This window comes from Streptomyces sp. NBC_00775 (assembly GCF_036347135.1).
GTDB classification, from domain to species: Bacteria; Actinomycetota; Actinomycetes; order Streptomycetales; family Streptomycetaceae; genus Streptomyces; species Streptomyces lutosisoli.
In genome coordinates, this window is the sequence record NZ_CP108938.1 from 6,973,153 (window position 1) to 6,989,159 (window position 16,007).

The 16,007-nt window shown below is 70.7% G+C and carries 15 protein-coding genes, 1 tRNA gene and 1 riboswitch; of the genes, 8 read left to right on the top strand and 8 right to left on the bottom strand.

The genetic code is table 11. The features are described 5' to 3' along the window. Positions 1 to 15: 15 nt before the first annotated feature. Complete coding sequence (locus OIC96_RS31075; RefSeq protein WP_330304683.1) at positions 16 to 975, bottom strand: D-2-hydroxyacid dehydrogenase family protein; 960 nt, start codon at positions 973 to 975, stop codon at positions 16 to 18. Positions 976 to 1,113: 138 nt separating this feature from the next. On the opposite strand from OIC96_RS31075, the gene OIC96_RS31080 reads away from it, so the two are divergent. Together OIC96_RS31080 and OIC96_RS31085 are read left to right on the top strand one after the other, a co-directional pair. After that, on the top strand, positions 1,114 to 1,701 hold the full coding sequence (locus OIC96_RS31080; RefSeq protein WP_330304682.1) for a hypothetical protein: 588 nt from the start codon (positions 1,114 to 1,116) through the stop codon (positions 1,699 to 1,701). Between the two features lie 30 nt (positions 1,702 to 1,731). Further along, complete coding sequence (locus tag OIC96_RS31085) at positions 1,732 to 2,499, top strand: YcnI family copper-binding membrane protein (RefSeq protein WP_330304681.1); 768 nt, start codon at positions 1,732 to 1,734, stop codon at positions 2,497 to 2,499. Positions 2,500 to 2,527: 28 nt separating this feature from the next. On the opposite strand, the gene OIC96_RS31090 is transcribed toward OIC96_RS31085, so the two are convergent. Next, the gene (locus OIC96_RS31090; RefSeq protein WP_330304680.1) at positions 2,528 to 3,631 is read right to left on the bottom strand and encodes a HoxN/HupN/NixA family nickel/cobalt transporter; all 1,104 of its coding nucleotides are present in this window, start codon (positions 3,629 to 3,631) and stop codon (positions 2,528 to 2,530) included. A 28-nt stretch (positions 3,632 to 3,659) separates the two neighbouring features. Then, a riboswitch (cobalamin riboswitch) is annotated at positions 3,660 to 3,860 on the bottom strand. A 50-nt stretch (positions 3,861 to 3,910) separates the two neighbouring features. Further along, a complete protein-coding gene (locus tag OIC96_RS31095; protein WP_330304679.1) occupies positions 3,911 to 4,072 on the bottom strand; it encodes a hypothetical protein in 162 nt (53 codons plus the stop codon). Between OIC96_RS31095 and OIC96_RS31100 the strand changes: the two genes are divergently transcribed. Next, the gene (locus OIC96_RS31100; RefSeq protein WP_330304678.1) at positions 4,071 to 4,430 is read left to right on the top strand and encodes a helix-turn-helix domain-containing protein; all 360 of its coding nucleotides are present in this window, start codon (positions 4,071 to 4,073) and stop codon (positions 4,428 to 4,430) included. The genes OIC96_RS31095 and OIC96_RS31100 overlap by 2 nt on opposite strands. A gap of 225 nt (positions 4,431 to 4,655) precedes the next feature. Here OIC96_RS31100 and OIC96_RS31105 read toward each other — a convergent pair whose 3' ends face one another. From OIC96_RS31105 to OIC96_RS31120, 4 genes are all read right to left on the bottom strand, one after another. Then, a complete protein-coding gene (locus OIC96_RS31105) occupies positions 4,656 to 6,065 on the bottom strand; it encodes an LAETG motif-containing sortase-dependent surface protein (RefSeq protein ID WP_330304677.1) in 1,410 nt (469 codons plus the stop codon). A gap of 259 nt (positions 6,066 to 6,324) precedes the next feature. Further along, on the bottom strand, positions 6,325 to 6,795 hold the full coding sequence (locus OIC96_RS31110) for a single-stranded DNA-binding protein (RefSeq protein WP_330304676.1): 471 nt from the start codon (positions 6,793 to 6,795) through the stop codon (positions 6,325 to 6,327). A gap of 183 nt (positions 6,796 to 6,978) precedes the next feature. Further along, positions 6,979 to 9,030, bottom strand: coding sequence for a GTPase (locus tag OIC96_RS31115; protein ID WP_406501653.1), 2,052 nt, complete (start codon positions 9,028 to 9,030; stop codon positions 6,979 to 6,981). Further along, positions 9,027 to 10,634: a dynamin family protein gene (locus tag OIC96_RS31120; protein ID WP_330304675.1), complete on the bottom strand. Its 1,608-nt coding sequence runs from the start codon at positions 10,632 to 10,634 to the stop codon at positions 9,027 to 9,029. Before OIC96_RS31120 ends, OIC96_RS31115 begins: the two co-directional genes overlap by 4 nt. Positions 10,635 to 10,944: 310 nt before the next feature. Here OIC96_RS31120 and OIC96_RS31125 point away from each other — a divergent pair. Beyond that, a tRNA-Arg gene (locus OIC96_RS31125) sits at positions 10,945 to 11,017 on the top strand. 281 nt (positions 11,018 to 11,298) lie between these two features. Here the strand turns inward: OIC96_RS31125 and OIC96_RS31130 are convergent. Beyond that, entirely contained in the window at positions 11,299 to 11,586 is a 288-nt protein-coding gene (locus tag OIC96_RS31130; protein WP_330304674.1) for a DUF1876 domain-containing protein, read from the bottom strand. A 260-nt stretch (positions 11,587 to 11,846) separates the two neighbouring features. On the opposite strand from OIC96_RS31130, the gene OIC96_RS31135 reads away from it, so the two are divergent. The 4 genes from OIC96_RS31135 to OIC96_RS31155 all read left to right on the top strand — a co-directional run bounded on the left by OIC96_RS31135 (position 11,847) and on the right by OIC96_RS31155 (position 15,883). Beyond that, on the top strand, positions 11,847 to 12,335 hold the full coding sequence (locus OIC96_RS31135) for a hypothetical protein (RefSeq protein ID WP_330304673.1): 489 nt from the start codon (positions 11,847 to 11,849) through the stop codon (positions 12,333 to 12,335). 705 nt (positions 12,336 to 13,040) lie between these two features. Then, on the top strand, positions 13,041 to 13,268 hold the full coding sequence (locus OIC96_RS31145; protein ID WP_330304672.1) for a ferredoxin: 228 nt from the start codon (positions 13,041 to 13,043) through the stop codon (positions 13,266 to 13,268). Next, the gene (locus OIC96_RS31150) at positions 13,265 to 14,662 is read left to right on the top strand and encodes an NAD(P)/FAD-dependent oxidoreductase (RefSeq protein ID WP_330304671.1); all 1,398 of its coding nucleotides are present in this window, start codon (positions 13,265 to 13,267) and stop codon (positions 14,660 to 14,662) included. Before OIC96_RS31145 ends, OIC96_RS31150 begins: the two co-directional genes overlap by 4 nt. Positions 14,663 to 14,668: 6 nt before the next feature. Then, the gene (locus OIC96_RS31155; RefSeq protein WP_330304670.1) at positions 14,669 to 15,883 is read left to right on the top strand and encodes a cytochrome P450; all 1,215 of its coding nucleotides are present in this window, start codon (positions 14,669 to 14,671) and stop codon (positions 15,881 to 15,883) included. Positions 15,884 to 16,007: the final 124 nt, after the last annotated feature.

Genomic DNA, 16,007 nt, shown 5'->3' on the forward strand with positions numbered 1-16,007 from the left:
GCGCCTGGTGGTTGCTCAGCCCAGCCGGCGTACGGGCGTGCCCGCCAGGAACGCCTGGATGTCCTCGACCGCCGCGCCGTAGTACGTCTCGTAGTTGGCCCGCGACACATAGCCGAGGTGCGGCGTGGCCAGCAGCCGTGGGGCCGAGCGCATCGGGTGGTCGGCGGGGAGCGGCTCGATGTCGAACACGTCGACGCCCGCTCCCGCGATCCGGCCGTCGTGCAGCGCGTCGAGCAGCGCGTCCTGGTCGACGATCGCCGCCCGGGAGGTGTTGACGAGGTAGGCGGTCGGCTTGAAGAGGTCCAGCTCGGCGGCGCCGATCAGACCCCGGGTGCGGTCGCCGAGCGCCAGGTGGACGGAGACGAAGTCGCTGCTCGCGAGCAACTCCTCCTTGGAGGCGGCACGCTCCACCCCTACCTCGTCGGCGCGCTCCTTGGTGAGGTTCTGGCTCCACGCGCCGACCTGCATGCCGAAGGCGAGGCCCACCTGAGCCACCCGGCCGCCGATCTTCCCGAGTCCGAGCAGACCGAGCCGGCGGCCGTGCAGATCGGCGCCGACCGTGCTCTGCCAAGGACCGCCCGCCCGCAGCGCGTTGTGCTCCGCGACGATGCCCCGCGCGAGGCCGAGCAGCAGCGCCCACGTCAGCTCGACCGGCGGGGTCGAGGAGCTCGGAGTGCCGCACACGGTCACGCCGTGCGCCTCGGCGGCCGCGTAGTCGATCACCGAGTTGCGCATCCCGGAGGCGATCAGCAGCTTCAGCCGCGGCAGCCGGGCCAGCAGCGACGCCGGGAAGGGCACCCGCTCGCGCAAGGTGACGACGATGTCGAAGTCCGCGAGGGCGGCGGCCAACGTGTCCTCGCCGGGGAAGTGCTCGGTGAAGCTGACGACCTCCACCTCGCCCGAGACCGGCGACCAGTCCGCCATCTCGGTCGCGACGCCCTGAAAGTCGTCCAGCACGGCACAGCGAAGTTGCATGTCAGGTCCCTCCCAGGATCGGCCCGACCCTACCCGAGCGACGACAACACCCCCTGGGCCGCCCGCACCTCAGTGGAGGAGGCCGCTGCTCCGGAAGTCGCGACGCCCGCTCGCTCACCGTGGCAGTATCTGGGCTCCATGAGTGCGTCCCTGGCAGTACGGAGCTTGCGCGCGGCGGTGTTCGCCGTGCTGTGCGTGCTGCTGGCCGCCGGGGGGCACGGGCTGGCGACGGGGGAGGCACCGCCGTTCTGGGCGGACGGTGCCGGATTCCTCGCCGTCTTCGCGGCCGGCTGTCTGCTGGGCGGCCGGGAGCGGTCGCTGCTCGGGATCGGCGGCGGAATGCTGGCCGCGCAGGCCGGACTCCACCTCGGGTTCGAGGCCGCCCGGCCGCGCATGGCGATGAACATGCACGGGGCGCACATGACGCACGCGCACATCCACGCCCTGACGCCCCACGCCACCGCCGCGCATGTGGCCGCGGCCCTGCTCGCGACCTGGTGGCTGCGGCGCGGCGAGGCCGCGCTGTGGTCCCTGCTGCGGTGGGCCGTGGCACTTGTGCCGGGGCTCGCGGCATGGTGGCGGGGGCGGACGGGACCGTCTCACGCACGGTCCCGCCGGGACGCCGTACGCCAAAATCACGTGGAGCCGTGGCCACTTCGGCAGCTGTTGCTGCGGCACGCCGTCTCCCGTCGGGGACCGCCGGCAGGGCTCGCCTTCACGCCCTGACCGTATCCACACTCGTACGGAGTTCCCCTGATGTCCCCCATACGCACCACCCTGCGCCGAGCCGGCCTCGTCGCCGCCCTCACCACGGCCGGAGTCCTGGCCGCCTCGGGTGTGGCCTTCGCACATGTGACGGTCCACCCCGAGAGCTACGCCAAGGGCGCCACGGACGGCGTCCTGACCTTCCGCGTCCCCAACGAGGAGGACACCGCCAGCACCACCAAGGTGCAGGTCTTCCTGCCCACCGACCATCCGGTCCTGGGTGTCCTGGTCACGCCCCAGGCGGGCTGGACCGCGAAGGTGACGACCACCAAGCTCAAGACGCCCGTCAAGACGGACGACGGCACGATCACCGACGCCGTCTCCGAGATCACCTGGACCGGCGGCCGGATCCGCCACGGCGAGTACCAGGACTTCGACGTCGCCTTCGGTCAGCTCCCGGACAACACCGACGAGTTGAGCTTCAAGACGCTGCAGACCTACTCGGACGGCAATGTCGCCCGCTGGATCGAGGCGACGCCGAAGGGCGGCGAGGAGCCGGAGAACCCGGCGCCCGTCCTCGCGCTCACGGCCAAGGCCGCGGGGGAGGACGGTTCCGACGAGGCTTCCACCTCGGACTCGTCGTCGGGCTCGGGTACGGCGTCCCGTTCGGGCTCGTCTCCGGCTGCCTCGGCCAAGAGCTCGGCGTCGAGCAGTGACTCGACGGCGCGCGGCCTGGGCATCGCCGGACTGATCGTCGGCGTCCTCGGTCTGGCCGCGGCCGGATTCGCCCTCGCTCGCGGCCGCGCCGCCCGCTCCTAACCGATACGCGGCTGCCGCCCCGCCGGTCTCAACTCCCGTCGGCGGGGCGGACCGCCCACCGCTGCTCCACCTTGGCCAGCCGCCAGTACGTCACGGCCGCGGCCCAGACGACCACGAACAGGCCGACGATGATGTAGCCGACGTTGTCCAGGTCGAGCCCCGCGATCCAGCCGGTGACCCCGTCGCTGAGGTCGAGCTTGTCGTGCAGCACGCCCACCAGCTCGATCGTGCCGATGAAGAAGGCCACCGCGATGGACAGGCCGGTGATGGTGAGGTTGTAGAAGACCTTGCGCACCGGGTTGGAGAAGGCCCACTGGTAGGCGAAGTTCATGAACGTGCCGTCCAGCGTGTCGAACAGGCTCATTCCCGCCGCGAACAGCAGCGGCAGGCACAGGATCGCGTACCAGGGCAGCCCGGCCGCCGCGCCGCTGCCCGCCATCACCATCAGCGTGACCTCGGTGGCGGTGTCGAAGCCGAGGCCGAAGAGGAAGCCCAGCGGGAACATCTGCCCGGGCCGCGTGATGGACTTCGTGAAGCGGCCGAGGATCCGGTTCATGAACCCCCGGGAATCCAGGTGCTGTTCGAGCTCGGCCTCGTCGTACGTACCGGCCCGCATCGCCCGGAAGACTCTCAGGATGCCGATGAGCGCGACCAGGTTGAGGGCGGCGATGAGGTAGAGGAACGACCCGGAGATCGTCGTACCCATGATGCCGAGCACCTGGTGTGTGCTGGAGCCCTCGTTCATGATCCGCCCGGCCAGCTGGGTGCCTCCGGCGATGAGCGCGGCGAGGATGACCACCACACTGGAGTGCCCGAGCGCGAACCAGAAACCCACCGACACCGGCCGCTTGCCGTCGGCCATCAGTTTGCGCGTGGTGTTGTCGATCGCGGCGATGTGGTCCGCGTCGAAGGCATGCCGCATGCCCAGCGTGTAGGCGGTGACGCCCAGACCGATGCCGAACGCCTTGGAGCCGACCTCGTAGTGCTCCGGCACCACGAGCAGGAACAGGATGCCGAACGCGACGACGTGCAGCGCCGCGATCACGGCCAGGAGTACACCGGTCCGCACGGTGTCCTCGCGCCGCCAGCGGAAGCCGGCGGCGGATGGGGACGACTGCGTGGGCAGGGTCATGCGGTCACGCTCCAGCACCTCGTGGATCACTTCGTGAGATGCCGTGGCCGGTCTCCTGGCTGACGGGTGCACGCGCCCGGCCCTGCCTTCCCGGCCTCGCGGCCAGTGGCGCCACCCGAAGGCGGCACGGGACGGGAACTCCCCGATCACAGTGGCGAGGGCCGCTCCGGTCTGGGCCCCTGAGGGGCCGTCACCGGTCTTCCCGAACACCACGGCCCGCCAACCGTAGGCGTGGCCGGGGTCTCCTGCAAAGCTGCACAGCTACGCAGGTATTGAAGATCACATACGGCTGCTCGACCTGGCCGTTCCGGAGACGGAGAGGGAGACAGAATCGGAGACGGGCACGAAGACGGGCACGAAGACGGGCAAGGAGAAGGAGACGGCAGCGGAGAAGGAGACGGCGGCGTGCGTCCCCTGGCCGCCTGCGAAGATGGCCCCCATGCATCTCGTCCCCGCCGAGCGGGCCGACCGCCGGACCATCGACGGCCACCGGGTCTGCGACGCCGTCGCCGCCATCGGTGAGCCCGGGCATGTACGCACCTGGGCCGACCGCTTCTCCCTCCTCGCCGACCCGCGTCGTCTCGCCCTGCTTCTGGCCCTCCACCGGGCGGGCCCCCTCGCGGTCTCCGACCTCGCCGTCGCGACCGGCATGAACGACCCCGCCGTGTCCCAGGCCCTGCGTCTGCTCCGCACCGCCGGGGTGGTCGAGGGTGACAAGGACGGGCGGGTCGTGCGCTACCGGGTGACCGACGGTCCGATCGCCGAACTCCTCGAACACTGCGCGTCCGACGCCGGCTGAGCCACTCCCGGGCGCACCGGGATCGAAAAGGGGATCTGGGCAAGGCGTCCGGACAAGAGCATCCGACAAGGGCATCCGACAAGGGCATCCGGACAAGGGCATCCGGACAAGGGCATCCGGACAAGGGTGCGGCCCCGAACGCCTGGGAGGCGGGCCGGGGCCGCGGGCTCACGGAGTCACCGTGGTGCGGTCACTCACTGTTGAGTTGCCAAGGTGCCGTGTTGCTCAGTCCTGCGTCGGCGCGCTCTTCCTGCGGACGAAGAACACCGCCGCGCCGCCGATCACGACCAGGGCGATGGCTACGCCCGCGATGACCGGGGTCGCGCTGGAGCCGCCGGTCTCGGCGAGGTCGGTGCCCCCGCCGGAGGTGCCGCCCACCGTCGCCGGGCTCGGCTCACTGACCGTCTGGGTCGTGACGTCGTTCGCGCTGCCCTGGGTCTTGCAGTCGAGCACGCCCTTGAACCGCTCGGCGAAGCCGTTCGGACCGTCGATCGTGAAGTCGTACGCCTGGTCCTCCTGCAGCGGGATGGTCACCGTCTGGGACTTGCCCGCCGCGATGGTGCGCTCGACGCCCATCAGCTCGAAGGTGAACGCCTCGTCGCCCTCATTGGCCGCCGTGATGTCGACTCCGCCCTTGGCGCAGTTCTTCTCGGCGGACAGGGCCGGTATCGCGCCCTTCTCCGCCCAGTTGGCGATCGCCGTGGCGGAGACCGTCGACTCGCTGGACCCCGCGAGGATCTGCGTCTGGCTGTGGGTCTCCGAGGTGAAGGCGCGGCCGACCGGCACGGTCGTGGACGCCTGCACGGTCAGCGCGGCCGAACCGTCCGCGCTGTCCTTCGGCACGTCGAAGTAGAGCCGGCTGCCGTCCGTGGCGGAGGTGATCGCCTTGCCGTTCTTGTCGACGATCTTCACCCCGCTGGCGGCGGAGTCCGCGGGCGGCGTCACCGTCACGCTGTCCGCGTTGGTGTGCACCGTGACGGGGCCGAGCCGCTCGCCGGCGTGACCGGAGACCGCGGCCGGGTCGAGGGTCAGCGAGGCCTTGGGCTCCGCCAGACTCCGCGCGCTCTTCTGCAGATAGTCCGCGAGCTTCTCCGCCTGCGGGTCCACCGCGTCCACGTCGGCGCCGTCCGAGTACCGCCAGATGGCCACCTGAGTGCCGGCCGCCGCGTCCTTCTCGGTGAGGCTGCCGACGCCGGCCCTCTTGGCGAGCGCCGCCAAGTCGTTCACCTGCGGGTAGGAGTTCCGCAGGATCCAGCGGATCCTGCCCGCGTTCTTGTTGCCGTTCAGCGACGTACCGCTCCAGGGGGTCTCCTGGTATTTGGCGTCCCGCTGCGTCGGGTTGTGGATGTCGATGCAGTAGGTCTGCAGCATGCCGCCGTTGTCGACGGACATCTCGAACAGCCCCGCGGACACCCAACTGTCCTCGCCGTTTTCGTGGATGACCGCGGACCCGTACGTCTTGAGGTCACCTATGGTGGCGGTCGCACCGCCCAGGCTCTGCGGGGTCTCGTCGGCGACGGCCGTACCGGCGGTGGCGATCGCCCCCGCGGCGACGAGCCCCGACACCAACGTCGCGGCAGCGAGGCGGGCGGCCCCTCGGCTGCGCGCGGACAACGCAGAGAACGCAGAAAGCACAGAATTCCCCTTCGCGCAGGACCCGTTGACATGGGGGGACGGTCCCGCCAGCAGAATCAGAAGCCACGTGAGCTATGCCCGGCATCCTAAGGAAGCAGCGCACCAGGTTCCCCGGTCATTCCATCGGATAACCGATCCGACTCGGAATCGTTATCGCTCACACAGCTGTGAGCTGGGCTTATCGACAAACACACAGGGATCGTTCACAACGCATTCATCGATAAGCCGCAGTTCGGTCAGGCCGTGCGTGTCCCTGACATCACGTCACTCCCACCGGCTCGGGCTGCTGTTGGCCCGGCGCCTCGGTATGAGCCTCTGGCTCCGTCTCCCAGCTGGGCTCCGGCTGCGGTGCCGGAGCCGATCCCGTGTCCCCCTTGGCGGCTCGACGGAAGGCGGACGTGCCGCGCGAGAGGTCGTGTCCGATCGCCGCCGCGTCGACGTCCGCCGAGGTCCAGCTCTGGCCGTCGCGCGTCTCCGTGCGTACCTTCAGCCGCCCCTGCACGACCACCGGATCCCCCACCGACAGGGACGCCCCCACGTTCGTCGCGAGCGCCCTCCTGGCCCACACCGTGAAGAAGTTGGTGTGTCCGTCGGTCCACTCGCTCTTCTCGCGATCCCAGTAGCGCGACGTCACGGCCAGCCGGAACCTCGTCGACGCTCCTGTCGACAGCTCCCGGTACACAGGCTGCGTCGCGACGTTCCCCACCACGCACACCATCGTCTCGTTCATCCCGAACCCCTCTCCCGTACGAATGCGTCTGTCGCGGCGACCGCATGCGCTGTGTCGTGCGCTGCGATCGCCGCGAGATCAGACTGCCTCCGTCGGGCCGAGCCCGCTGAGCGCTGTGGACTACCGGCCGGTTGTGGAAAACCCCGTCACCCGACGGGGTGAGGCCGCACAGCTTCGCCGGGGTTAACCCACAGGTGCCGACGCCGCCCCCGTGACCCGCCCGTACTGCTCCCGCACCTCCCGGTACCGGAGCAGCTCCGCGGCCACGGGATCCAGTACGCGTGCCCTCCCGCACCCGGCGGCGGCCTCGCGCAGCCGCCGTTCCGCTTCGAGGCCGTAGCGCCGGGCGGGCCCCCGCGCCGCCATCCTGCTGCTCCACTCGACGGCCGGACCGCCGATGATGCCCGCGACCATCAGCAGCACCGGCACCCCGAGATTCGGTGCCGTGACCCCGATGATCTGGCCCAGCAGCCAGAGCCCGCCGATGAGTTGGACGATCGTCATCGAGGCCTGCGCCAGCACGGCGACCGGCCACCAGCCGGGCCGCGGCGGACGCCCCACCGGGGTCACGGCGCGGGCCGCCATCTCGTCCAGCGCCTCGGGCAGCCCCTGCGCCCCGCGTACGGCCGCCTCGCGCACCGCCTGCGCCCAGGGCGCGGGGAGCCCGTACACCGCCCGGTCCGCGACCAGTCGTACGGCCTGCTCGACGCGCTGGCGTGCGGTGGCCTCCTCGTCCGCGGGGGCCCGGACGGGCAGGCGTCCGGTCGGGAGTTCGCCGCGGTCCTGGTACCAGCGCCACAGCCGCAGCCAGGGCGTCCCGCACGCGCGGTTGGCGTTGCGGCGCCACGCGCGCTCGGACGCCTCGCCGGCCGCGACGGCGCCCACCGCGTCCGCGAGCCGGGCCGCGAACTCGTCGCGCGCCTCCTCGCTGAGTCCGACGCGCCGTCCGGTCGCGTAGAGGGGCCGCAGCCGTGCGGCGGCCGCGTCCACGTCGGCGGAGATCCGGCGCGCCGCGGCACCGCGCTCGGCCACGAACTGGCCGAGCGACTCGCGCAGTTCGCCGACGCCGTCCCCGGTGAGCGCGGACAGCGCGAGCACGGTCGCGCCCGGTTCGCCGTACTCGCCGAGCGCGATCCCGTCCTCGTCGAGCAGCCGCCGCAGATCGTCGAGGACCTGGTCGGCAGCCTCCCCGGGCAGCCGGTCCACCTGATTGAGGACGACGAAGGTGACCTCCGCGTGCCCGGCCATGGGCCGCAGATAGCGCTCATGGAGGATGGCGTCGGCGTACTTCTCCGGATCCACGACCCAGATGATCGCGTCGACGAGGGCCAGGACGCGGTCCACCTGTTCGCGGTGCTGGACGGCCGCGGAGTCGTGGTCGGGCAGGTCGACCAGGACGAGGCCGCGCAGCTGCGCCTCCGCCTCCGCGCTCTGCAGGGGGCGTCTGCGCAGCCGCCCGGGGATGCCGAGCCGGTCGATGAGCGTCGCCGCGCCGTCGCTCCAACTGCACGCGATGGGCGCCGCGGTGGTCGGCCTGCGGACACCGGTCTCCGAAATGGCCACACCGGCGAGCGCGTTGAAGAGCTGCGACTTACCGCTTCCCGTGGCCCCGGCGATCGCGACGACGGTGTGCTGCCCGGAGTGCTTGCGGCGCGCCGCCGCCTCGTCGAGGACCCGGCCCGCCTCGGCGAGCGTCCTGCTGTCGAGCCGGGTGCGGGAGAGGCCCACCAGCTCGCGGAGCGCGTCCAGGCGTGAGCGCAGCGGTCCGTCGTACGCCAGAGGGGCCGGCGGTTCCTGGACGGCTGCCCTGGTCTCCACCACCGGCGTCTCGTGCCCGGCGGCCGTCTCGGAGACGCGCCGTGCGATGAGCCCGTCGTCCCAGACGGGTCCGCCGTCCGTACCCGCGGACGTGTCGTCGCCGTCCTTCACGCGCGCGTGCCCGTCGTCGGAGCGGGCGTTCTCGGGGAGCCCCTTTTCGGAGGGCTCGCTGTCGCCGGTGCTCTCCGGGGGCCGGTCCTCGGAAGCCGCCTCTTCGGGAGGGCCGCTTTCGAAAGTGCCCTCTTCGGGGAGGCGGTTTTCGAGAGTGTCCTCTTCGGACGTGCTCTTTTCGAAGGTCTCCTCTTCGAAGGTGCCCTCTTCGGAGCAGGCGTCGTCGGAGGAGTCGTCTTGGGGGTGGTCGTCTCCGGGACGGTCGGCGTGATCCGTGTGGTCAGTGACGGCAGTCACCGCGGTCACCTCTCCTTCTGCAGTACGGACAGCGCGGCGATGAGTTCGGCCTGGGGTTCTGGATGGACGTCGAGCGCGTCGAGGGGCGCGAGACGGCGTTCGCGCTCCGTGTTCAGGGCCTTGTCGAGGAAGTCCGTGAGCAGCCGCCCGCCCCGGTCGCGCAACCGCAGCGCACCGTGCGCCCCGATCCGCTCGGCGAGCCCCTCGCCCGCCGTCCGCGCCCGGCGGCCGCCCAGGAGGGCGGTGGCCACCAGCGCGGCGACCACTTCGGGGTCGGGAGCGACGCTCTTGTCGAGGGCGCGCACTTCGTCCTCCGCATGCTCCTCCAGGACGCGTCGCCAGCGCCGTACGGCCATCCCGATGCGGTGTTCGGCGCTCTCCAGCGTCGGGTCACGGTCCGTCAGTGCCGTGGCGCCCGCGGCCGGTTCCCGCCGCCATGCCTCGTCCACGCGCTCGTCGGCCGCGGTGACCGCGCACAGCAGCAGGGCGCTCAGGCTCTCGACGAGTGCGTCGAGCAGTTCGTCGGCGCCGCAGTCGAGGGGATAGGCGCGCCACCGCTTGAGCGCGTCCCCGGAGAGCACGGCCCCGGCCTGCAGACGCCCCTTCACGCGCGTGTGCTCGCTGTCGTACGCCCCTTCGACGGCGGCGGTGAGCCGCAGCGCGGCGGCGTGCTGCGCGGCGGCGGCGCTGGCCAGCTCGGGCATCCGCGCCTTCAGCGAGTCGAGGACTCCGTAGGCCGTGCGGGCCATCGCCTGGTGCCGGGCGCCCGGGTCCTGCGCCTGGTGCGTGAGCCAGGTACGCAGGGGCGCGACGGCTGTGGCGGGCAGCAGGCCGCCGCCCCAGGCGGACTCGGGCAGCTCGGGCACGGTGAAGCGGGGCACCTCGCCGAGGCCGGCCTTGGCGAGCAGGGCGCCGTACTGCCGCGAGACCTCGGACACCACCTGGTGGGGCACCCGGTCCAGGACGGTGACCAGGGCCGCCTTGTGCTCCTTGGCCGTACGCAGCAGATGCCACGGCACGGCGTCGGCGTACCGGGCTGCCGTGGTCACCATCACCCAGATGTCGGCCGCGCAGATCAGCTCGGCGGCGAGTACGCGGTTGTCGGCGACCAGGGAGTCGATGTCGGGCGCGTCGAGGAGGGCGAGGCCGCGGGGGAGCGTGTCGGCCGTCTCGACGCGCAGTACCCGCTCCCCGCGTTCGGCGAGGGCGGGCAGGTCGTCGCCGGGCTCCTGATGAGGCACCCACACGCGCGTGAGGCCGGGCAGCACCCGCATCCCGCTGAACCAGTGATGGTCCTCCGGGTGGCACACCAGCACCGGCGTACGGGTCGTCGGCCGCAGCACGCCCGCCTCGCTGACCCGGCGTCCCACAAGGGAGTTGACGAGGGTCGACTTGCCGGCACCGGTGGACCCCCCGATGACGGCGAGGAGCGGTGCTTCGGGTTCCCTCAACCGGGGCACCAAATAGTCGTCGAGTTGTGCGAGCAGTTCGTCGCGGTTGGCACGCGCGCGTGGAGCCCCCGCCAGGGGCAGCGGGAAGCGTGCGGCGGCGACACGGTCGCGCAGGGCGGAGAGTGCGTCGAGCAGCTGAGGCCGTACGTCCAAGGTCACCACATGCGAAGAATGCCCAATTTTGGTGGCTTTCTGAAGCATATGGGTACGCCTGCGCGCCGACAGGACACACGGGGCGGAAGGGATGACTGGGGCGCAGGCATAACGAGTGCACAACACCCGATGCGTGAGACGCCAAAAGCGGTGCACGATTCGTACCCGCCTGCGATTATCAGGACCGCTTCACCGAACCTCCACATCGAGCCACGGAGGCGAAGCACGGGGGACAGGGACGCGGGAGCCCTATCCTTGTCCCCGGCAAGGTCACGGATCAGCCCACACACGGGCACCAGGACACAGGCCACCACACCCGGCCCCCGTAGCTCAGTGGATAGAGCAGGCGCCTTCTAAGCGCTTGGCCGCAGGTTCGAGTCCTGCCGGGGGCGCAATTCCCCACCCTCCCTATGGGAGGGCTTTTTGTTGGTTCCCCGGCGTGTCGCGCCGCTGGTTCCCCGGCGTGTCATGTGCCGGGACGGGCCTGCCGGTTGAGCCCTCCTGCACTCGTCGGGATTCGTCGGAGAGCGTGCCGCCCGGCGCGCCCGGCCGGCGGCAGGTCAAGTACGTGAGGAGGGCACCGGCCACCGCTGGGACGGCGCCCCAGTGGTGGCCGACGCCCCGGGCCGGCCCGTGTTCTCGGTATGTGTTCTCAGGCCGCTGTTCCGTCGAGTCAGGTCAGTGGGCGTGACGTCCGGCCCGACGCCTCGTCGATCTCGTCGTGCGCCTTGGTCAGCAGCTGCATCGCCAACTCGTTCAGCGCTCTCGCGCCCGCGACCTCCTCGCCGACCCTTGGCTGGTTCGAGTCGGAGGGGTGGCGGCTGGCGTACCCGTGGGCGCGTACTTCGCTCCCGTCGGGGAGTCGTAGGAGGGCGGCGGCGCGGGTGCGGTGGTCGTCCTCCTCGAACTCCATCTCCACGTGCCATCCGACCGCGGTCCGTGCCTGTGTCTGCGTCATCATGATCACCTCCGGAGCCCCGGCCCCTAGTACGAGTGTCCTCCCTCGGCCGCCCGCGCACGAGGTGGCGCCGAACTCGCGGCCGAGGTGGCGGCCGACGCCGACAAGGAGTGACCGGACGGCTACCGAAGGGGGCTTTTGTCCGGCTGTCCGGCGCGACAGGGCGCCTGTTTCTTCGGTGCGAAGGGCGGTGCTCCCCGGTCCTTGCGCCTAGGCTCGGCGTGAGTGGATCAGCGGGTGGGGCACCTGGGGTGGGGGCACGCATGGGGATGCAGGAGCGCTGGCAGAGCCGGCAGGACGGCCTTGTGACGGCGGGGGAGGGACCCGAAGCCGGTCCGGACTGGGACGCGCGTGTGCGGGCCGCGCAGACAGCGATCGTCGAAGCGGCACGCGACGCCTTTGCGCGCGGCGACGGGTGGTTCGAGGCCGAGGTCGACCAGCGGAGCGTCGGAAGCCTGGATCCTTACAGCGGCACAGGGCTCGACCTGGGGGTGCCCTCTGTGGCGCGGACCAAGGCCGAGCCTGCCGGTGCGCCGCGGGCCCCGAGGAGCGACCTGTTGTCGCGGATCGAGGACGTGGGCTGGGCCCTGCACACCGCCCAGTACGTCTACGTCCAGCTCGGCGAGGAGTCCCGGAACAAGTGGCTCACTTCGGGGCAGCGGGTGGCGGTCAAGGGGAAGATCATCGGCGTATACCTGTTCCGGAGGTGCTCCGGAGAGCCTGAGGACGCACAGGGCGCGGGCCGCTCGTGAAGGTGCAGGTCGCAGGGGGCCCGTCCGGACGGGTTTCCGTCCAGGGGTAGCCGTCAGGCCGCTGCCGCGACTCACGCAGCGGTCGGCGTGCTCACCTGGGACTTCGAGACCGGGGCCGTGGCACAGATGCTCAAGGAGCTGGGCGGCACTCCTGAGGCCCACAAGGTGGCCAAGGTGACGGCGGAGTAGGCACGTTTGAGTTGTCCCGGACGAGCACGACCGAGGAGCGGAGCTGCTGGTGGGCGGAGACGAGCAGGTCGCGGTAATCGGTCCGGGCGAAGCTGCGCCGACCGCCTTGCTGGTGATCCGAGGCGGAGAACGCCCTTTTTTTGATACGAGGTTGAGCACCGTTCGCCCCGAAGTGCTGCCGCAAGTCATGCGCGAGCTCGCTTGAGACAGCCCGATCCCGACCGATGCGCACCCATCGGCAGGACATCCCTTCCCGGGGTGCGGGCGATGTGCGCGCGGGATACGCTTTTGACAGCAAGGTCAGGTTCTCCAGGCGGTTTTGCGGACGCCGGTCGCCTTATTCGCGATGACCAATTTTTCTGCGGAGACCTTTGACGAGCGCGGTGCGCCCCTTCGCATAGGCAGGGGTGGGCAACGGCCGAATCCCTTCTCGCGGAGGCTTGTCTCGCGCCGCGCGCGCCGGAGTTGGGGCTGGATCAGGGCCCGCGGCCTTGCCTCACTGGAATGGAGGCCGGGATGAGAGTTGTCGTTGATCTTTCCCGATGCCAAGGGTATGCGCAGTGCGCGTTCCTGGCCCCGGACGCTTTCCGGATGCACGGCGAGGAAGCGCTGATGTACAACCCGAAGCCCGACGACGTCCAGCGCGAGCAGGTGTTGCGCGCCGCGGCAGCCTGCCCGCTCCAGGCAATTCTGGTCGACCAGTTGGAGGGGCGGGACGTACCGGTGGAGGCGTCGCCGTCATGAGCAGCGCTGACACCCTGCAAGCGTTCAAGCGCGATGGCCGCATCGTGGTCGTCGGGGCGTCACTGGCGGGACTGCGGGCCGCGGAGGCTCTGCGCGGCGAGGGGTTCACCGGGTCGTTGACCATGATCGGTGACGAGTTGGGCGAGCCCTACGACCGGCCCCCGCTGTCCAAGCAGGTGCTGACCGGGTGGGTATCGGCCGGGGACACCGCACTGCCGCGACGTCGTGACATCGACGCGGAGTGGCTGCTGGGCGTGCCCGCCGACGGGCTGGACCTGGCGACCAACCGCGTGCATCTCGCCGACGACCGCGAGGTTCCCTTCGACCGAGTGCTCATCTCCACCGGGGTACGGGCCCGGCCTTGGTTCGTCGAGACCGAGGCGGCCCTGGACGGAGTGTTCGTCGTACGCACGCGCGAGGACGCCGACGGCCTCCAGAGAGCCGTCGCCGCCGGGCCGTCCCGCGTACTGGTCATCGGTGCGGGCTTCACCGGCTCCGAGATCGCCTCCATCTGCCGCGAACGTGACATCCCGGTGACCGTCGCCGAGCTCGGGCCGGCCCCGCTGGTCGGGGCGCTCGGCGCCATGATCGGTGAGGTCGCGGCGGACATGCAGCGCGCCCACGGTGTCGACCTGCGCTGCGATGTCAAGGTCACCCGGCTGGAGGGCGACGCGCAGGGGCGCTTTCGGCGCGCTCACTTCTCCGACGGCAGCACCCTCGACGCCGACGTGGCGGTGGTGGCGCTCGGCGGCATCCGCAACACCGAGTGGCTGCGGGACTCGGGACTGGCCGCAGGCGTATGGGGAATCGCCTGCGACACGGGCTGCCGCGCCCTCGACCTCAACGGCCTGATCACCGACGACATCTTCGTCGCCGGAGACGTGGCACGCTGTCCGAACCCGATCTACGAGTACCGGCTCATCTCGCTGGAGCACTGGGCAAACGCCGTGGAGCAGGCCGAGGTCGCGGCCCACAACATGGTCAGCGCCCAGGCGGACCGCTGGCCCCACCTGTCCATCCCGACGTTCTGGTCGATCCAGTTCGGCGTCAACATCAAGTCCGTCGGTGTGCCGACCTTCGCCGACGAGGTCGTCGTCACCCAGGGGTCTGTGCCCGACCACCGCTTCGTCGCCGCATACGGCTACCAAGGCCGCGTCACCGCCGCGGTCAGCTTCAACAACGCGAAGTGGCTGGACCACTACCGGCAGTTGATCGAGACGGCCGCACCCTTCCCGCCGCCCTGCCCCACGCCCGACGAGCCCGCCGACGCGAAACCCGTGCCCGTCGACTTCCCCGGCCCCACCCTGCTCGCCCAGGGCGCCACGGTGGTCGTCACCGGCCATGACCCGAGCGAGCGGCGCGTCACATCCGTGCGGCAGAACCGTCGGAGGTAGAGCGAGATGACCACGACCGAGACTCCCGACACCCTGCACCGGATCCTCGACTACTCCGCCCGGGCCGACCCGTACCCGCTGTACGCCGAGCTGCGCGAGACGCCGGTGGCCCTGCAGGAGGACGGCAGCTACGTCATCAGTACCTATCGCGAGCTCATGGGCATACTGCACGACCCGCACCTGAGCTCCGACGTCCGCAACCTGTCACGGCCGATGCCCGCGGCCGGGGGGCGCGCCACGCCGTCCTTCATCAACATCGACCCGCCCGAGCACGACCGCATGCGGCGCCTGGCCATGCGCCACTTCGGCCCCCCGCACACCCCGGGGCTCGTGAACAGCATGCGACCCGACCTGACCGCCACCGTCAGTAGCCTGATCGACGACTTCGCGGGCAAGCAGCAGATCGACATCGTCGACGACTTCGCCTACCCGTTCCCCGTCACCGTGATCTGCCACCTGCTCGGCGTGCCACGCGGGGACGAAGCACAGTTCCACGTGTGGGTGAACGCCATCATCGACTCGCTCGACTACAACCCCAAGACCGACCCGAAGGAGAAGCTGGACAACGGCCTGCAGGCCGGCAAGGACCTGCACCAGTACCTCGGCGGGCTGCTGGAACCACGCCACGACCGGCCCGGCGACGACCTGCTGTCACGCCTGGCCACCGATGACGGACCCGATGGACGGATGACCGACGAGGAAATCATCAGCACCGCCAATCTGCTGCTCATCGCCGGCCACGAGACCACCGTCAACCTCATCACCAACGGCATGCTGACGCTGCTGCGCCACCCGCAGGTGCTGCAGCGACTGCGCGACGAACCGGACCTGGTCGTGCCGCTGGTCGAGGAACTGCTGCGCTACGAGCCCCCCGTGCACATGATTCCGTGGCGGGCGGCGTACAGCGACATCACGGTCGGCGACACCGTCATCCCCAAGGGCTCACAGATCATGCTCATGCTCGCCTCGGGCAGCCGCGATCCGGACCGCTTCGACGACCCCGACCGCTTCGACCCCGACCGGCAGGACAACCAGCACCTGGGGTTCGGCAGCGGCATCCACCTGTGCTTCGGCGGCCCGATGGCCCGGCTGGAAACCCAGATCGCGCTGAACGAGCTGGTACGTCGCCTCGACAATCCGCGGCTCGTCGCCGACCCACCGCCGTACCGCCCCAGCCCGGTCCTGCGGGGTCCGATCCATCTGCACATCGAGCAGAGCTGATGGTGAACGCGAGCCGAGGGCAGGAGCAATACACACCAGCGGCTCGCTCACCTCAGTCGCTGTGACCGGTGGCGACAGCCAGTAACCGGTCAGCTACGGGCGCTCAGTCGGTGAACGGCCAGGT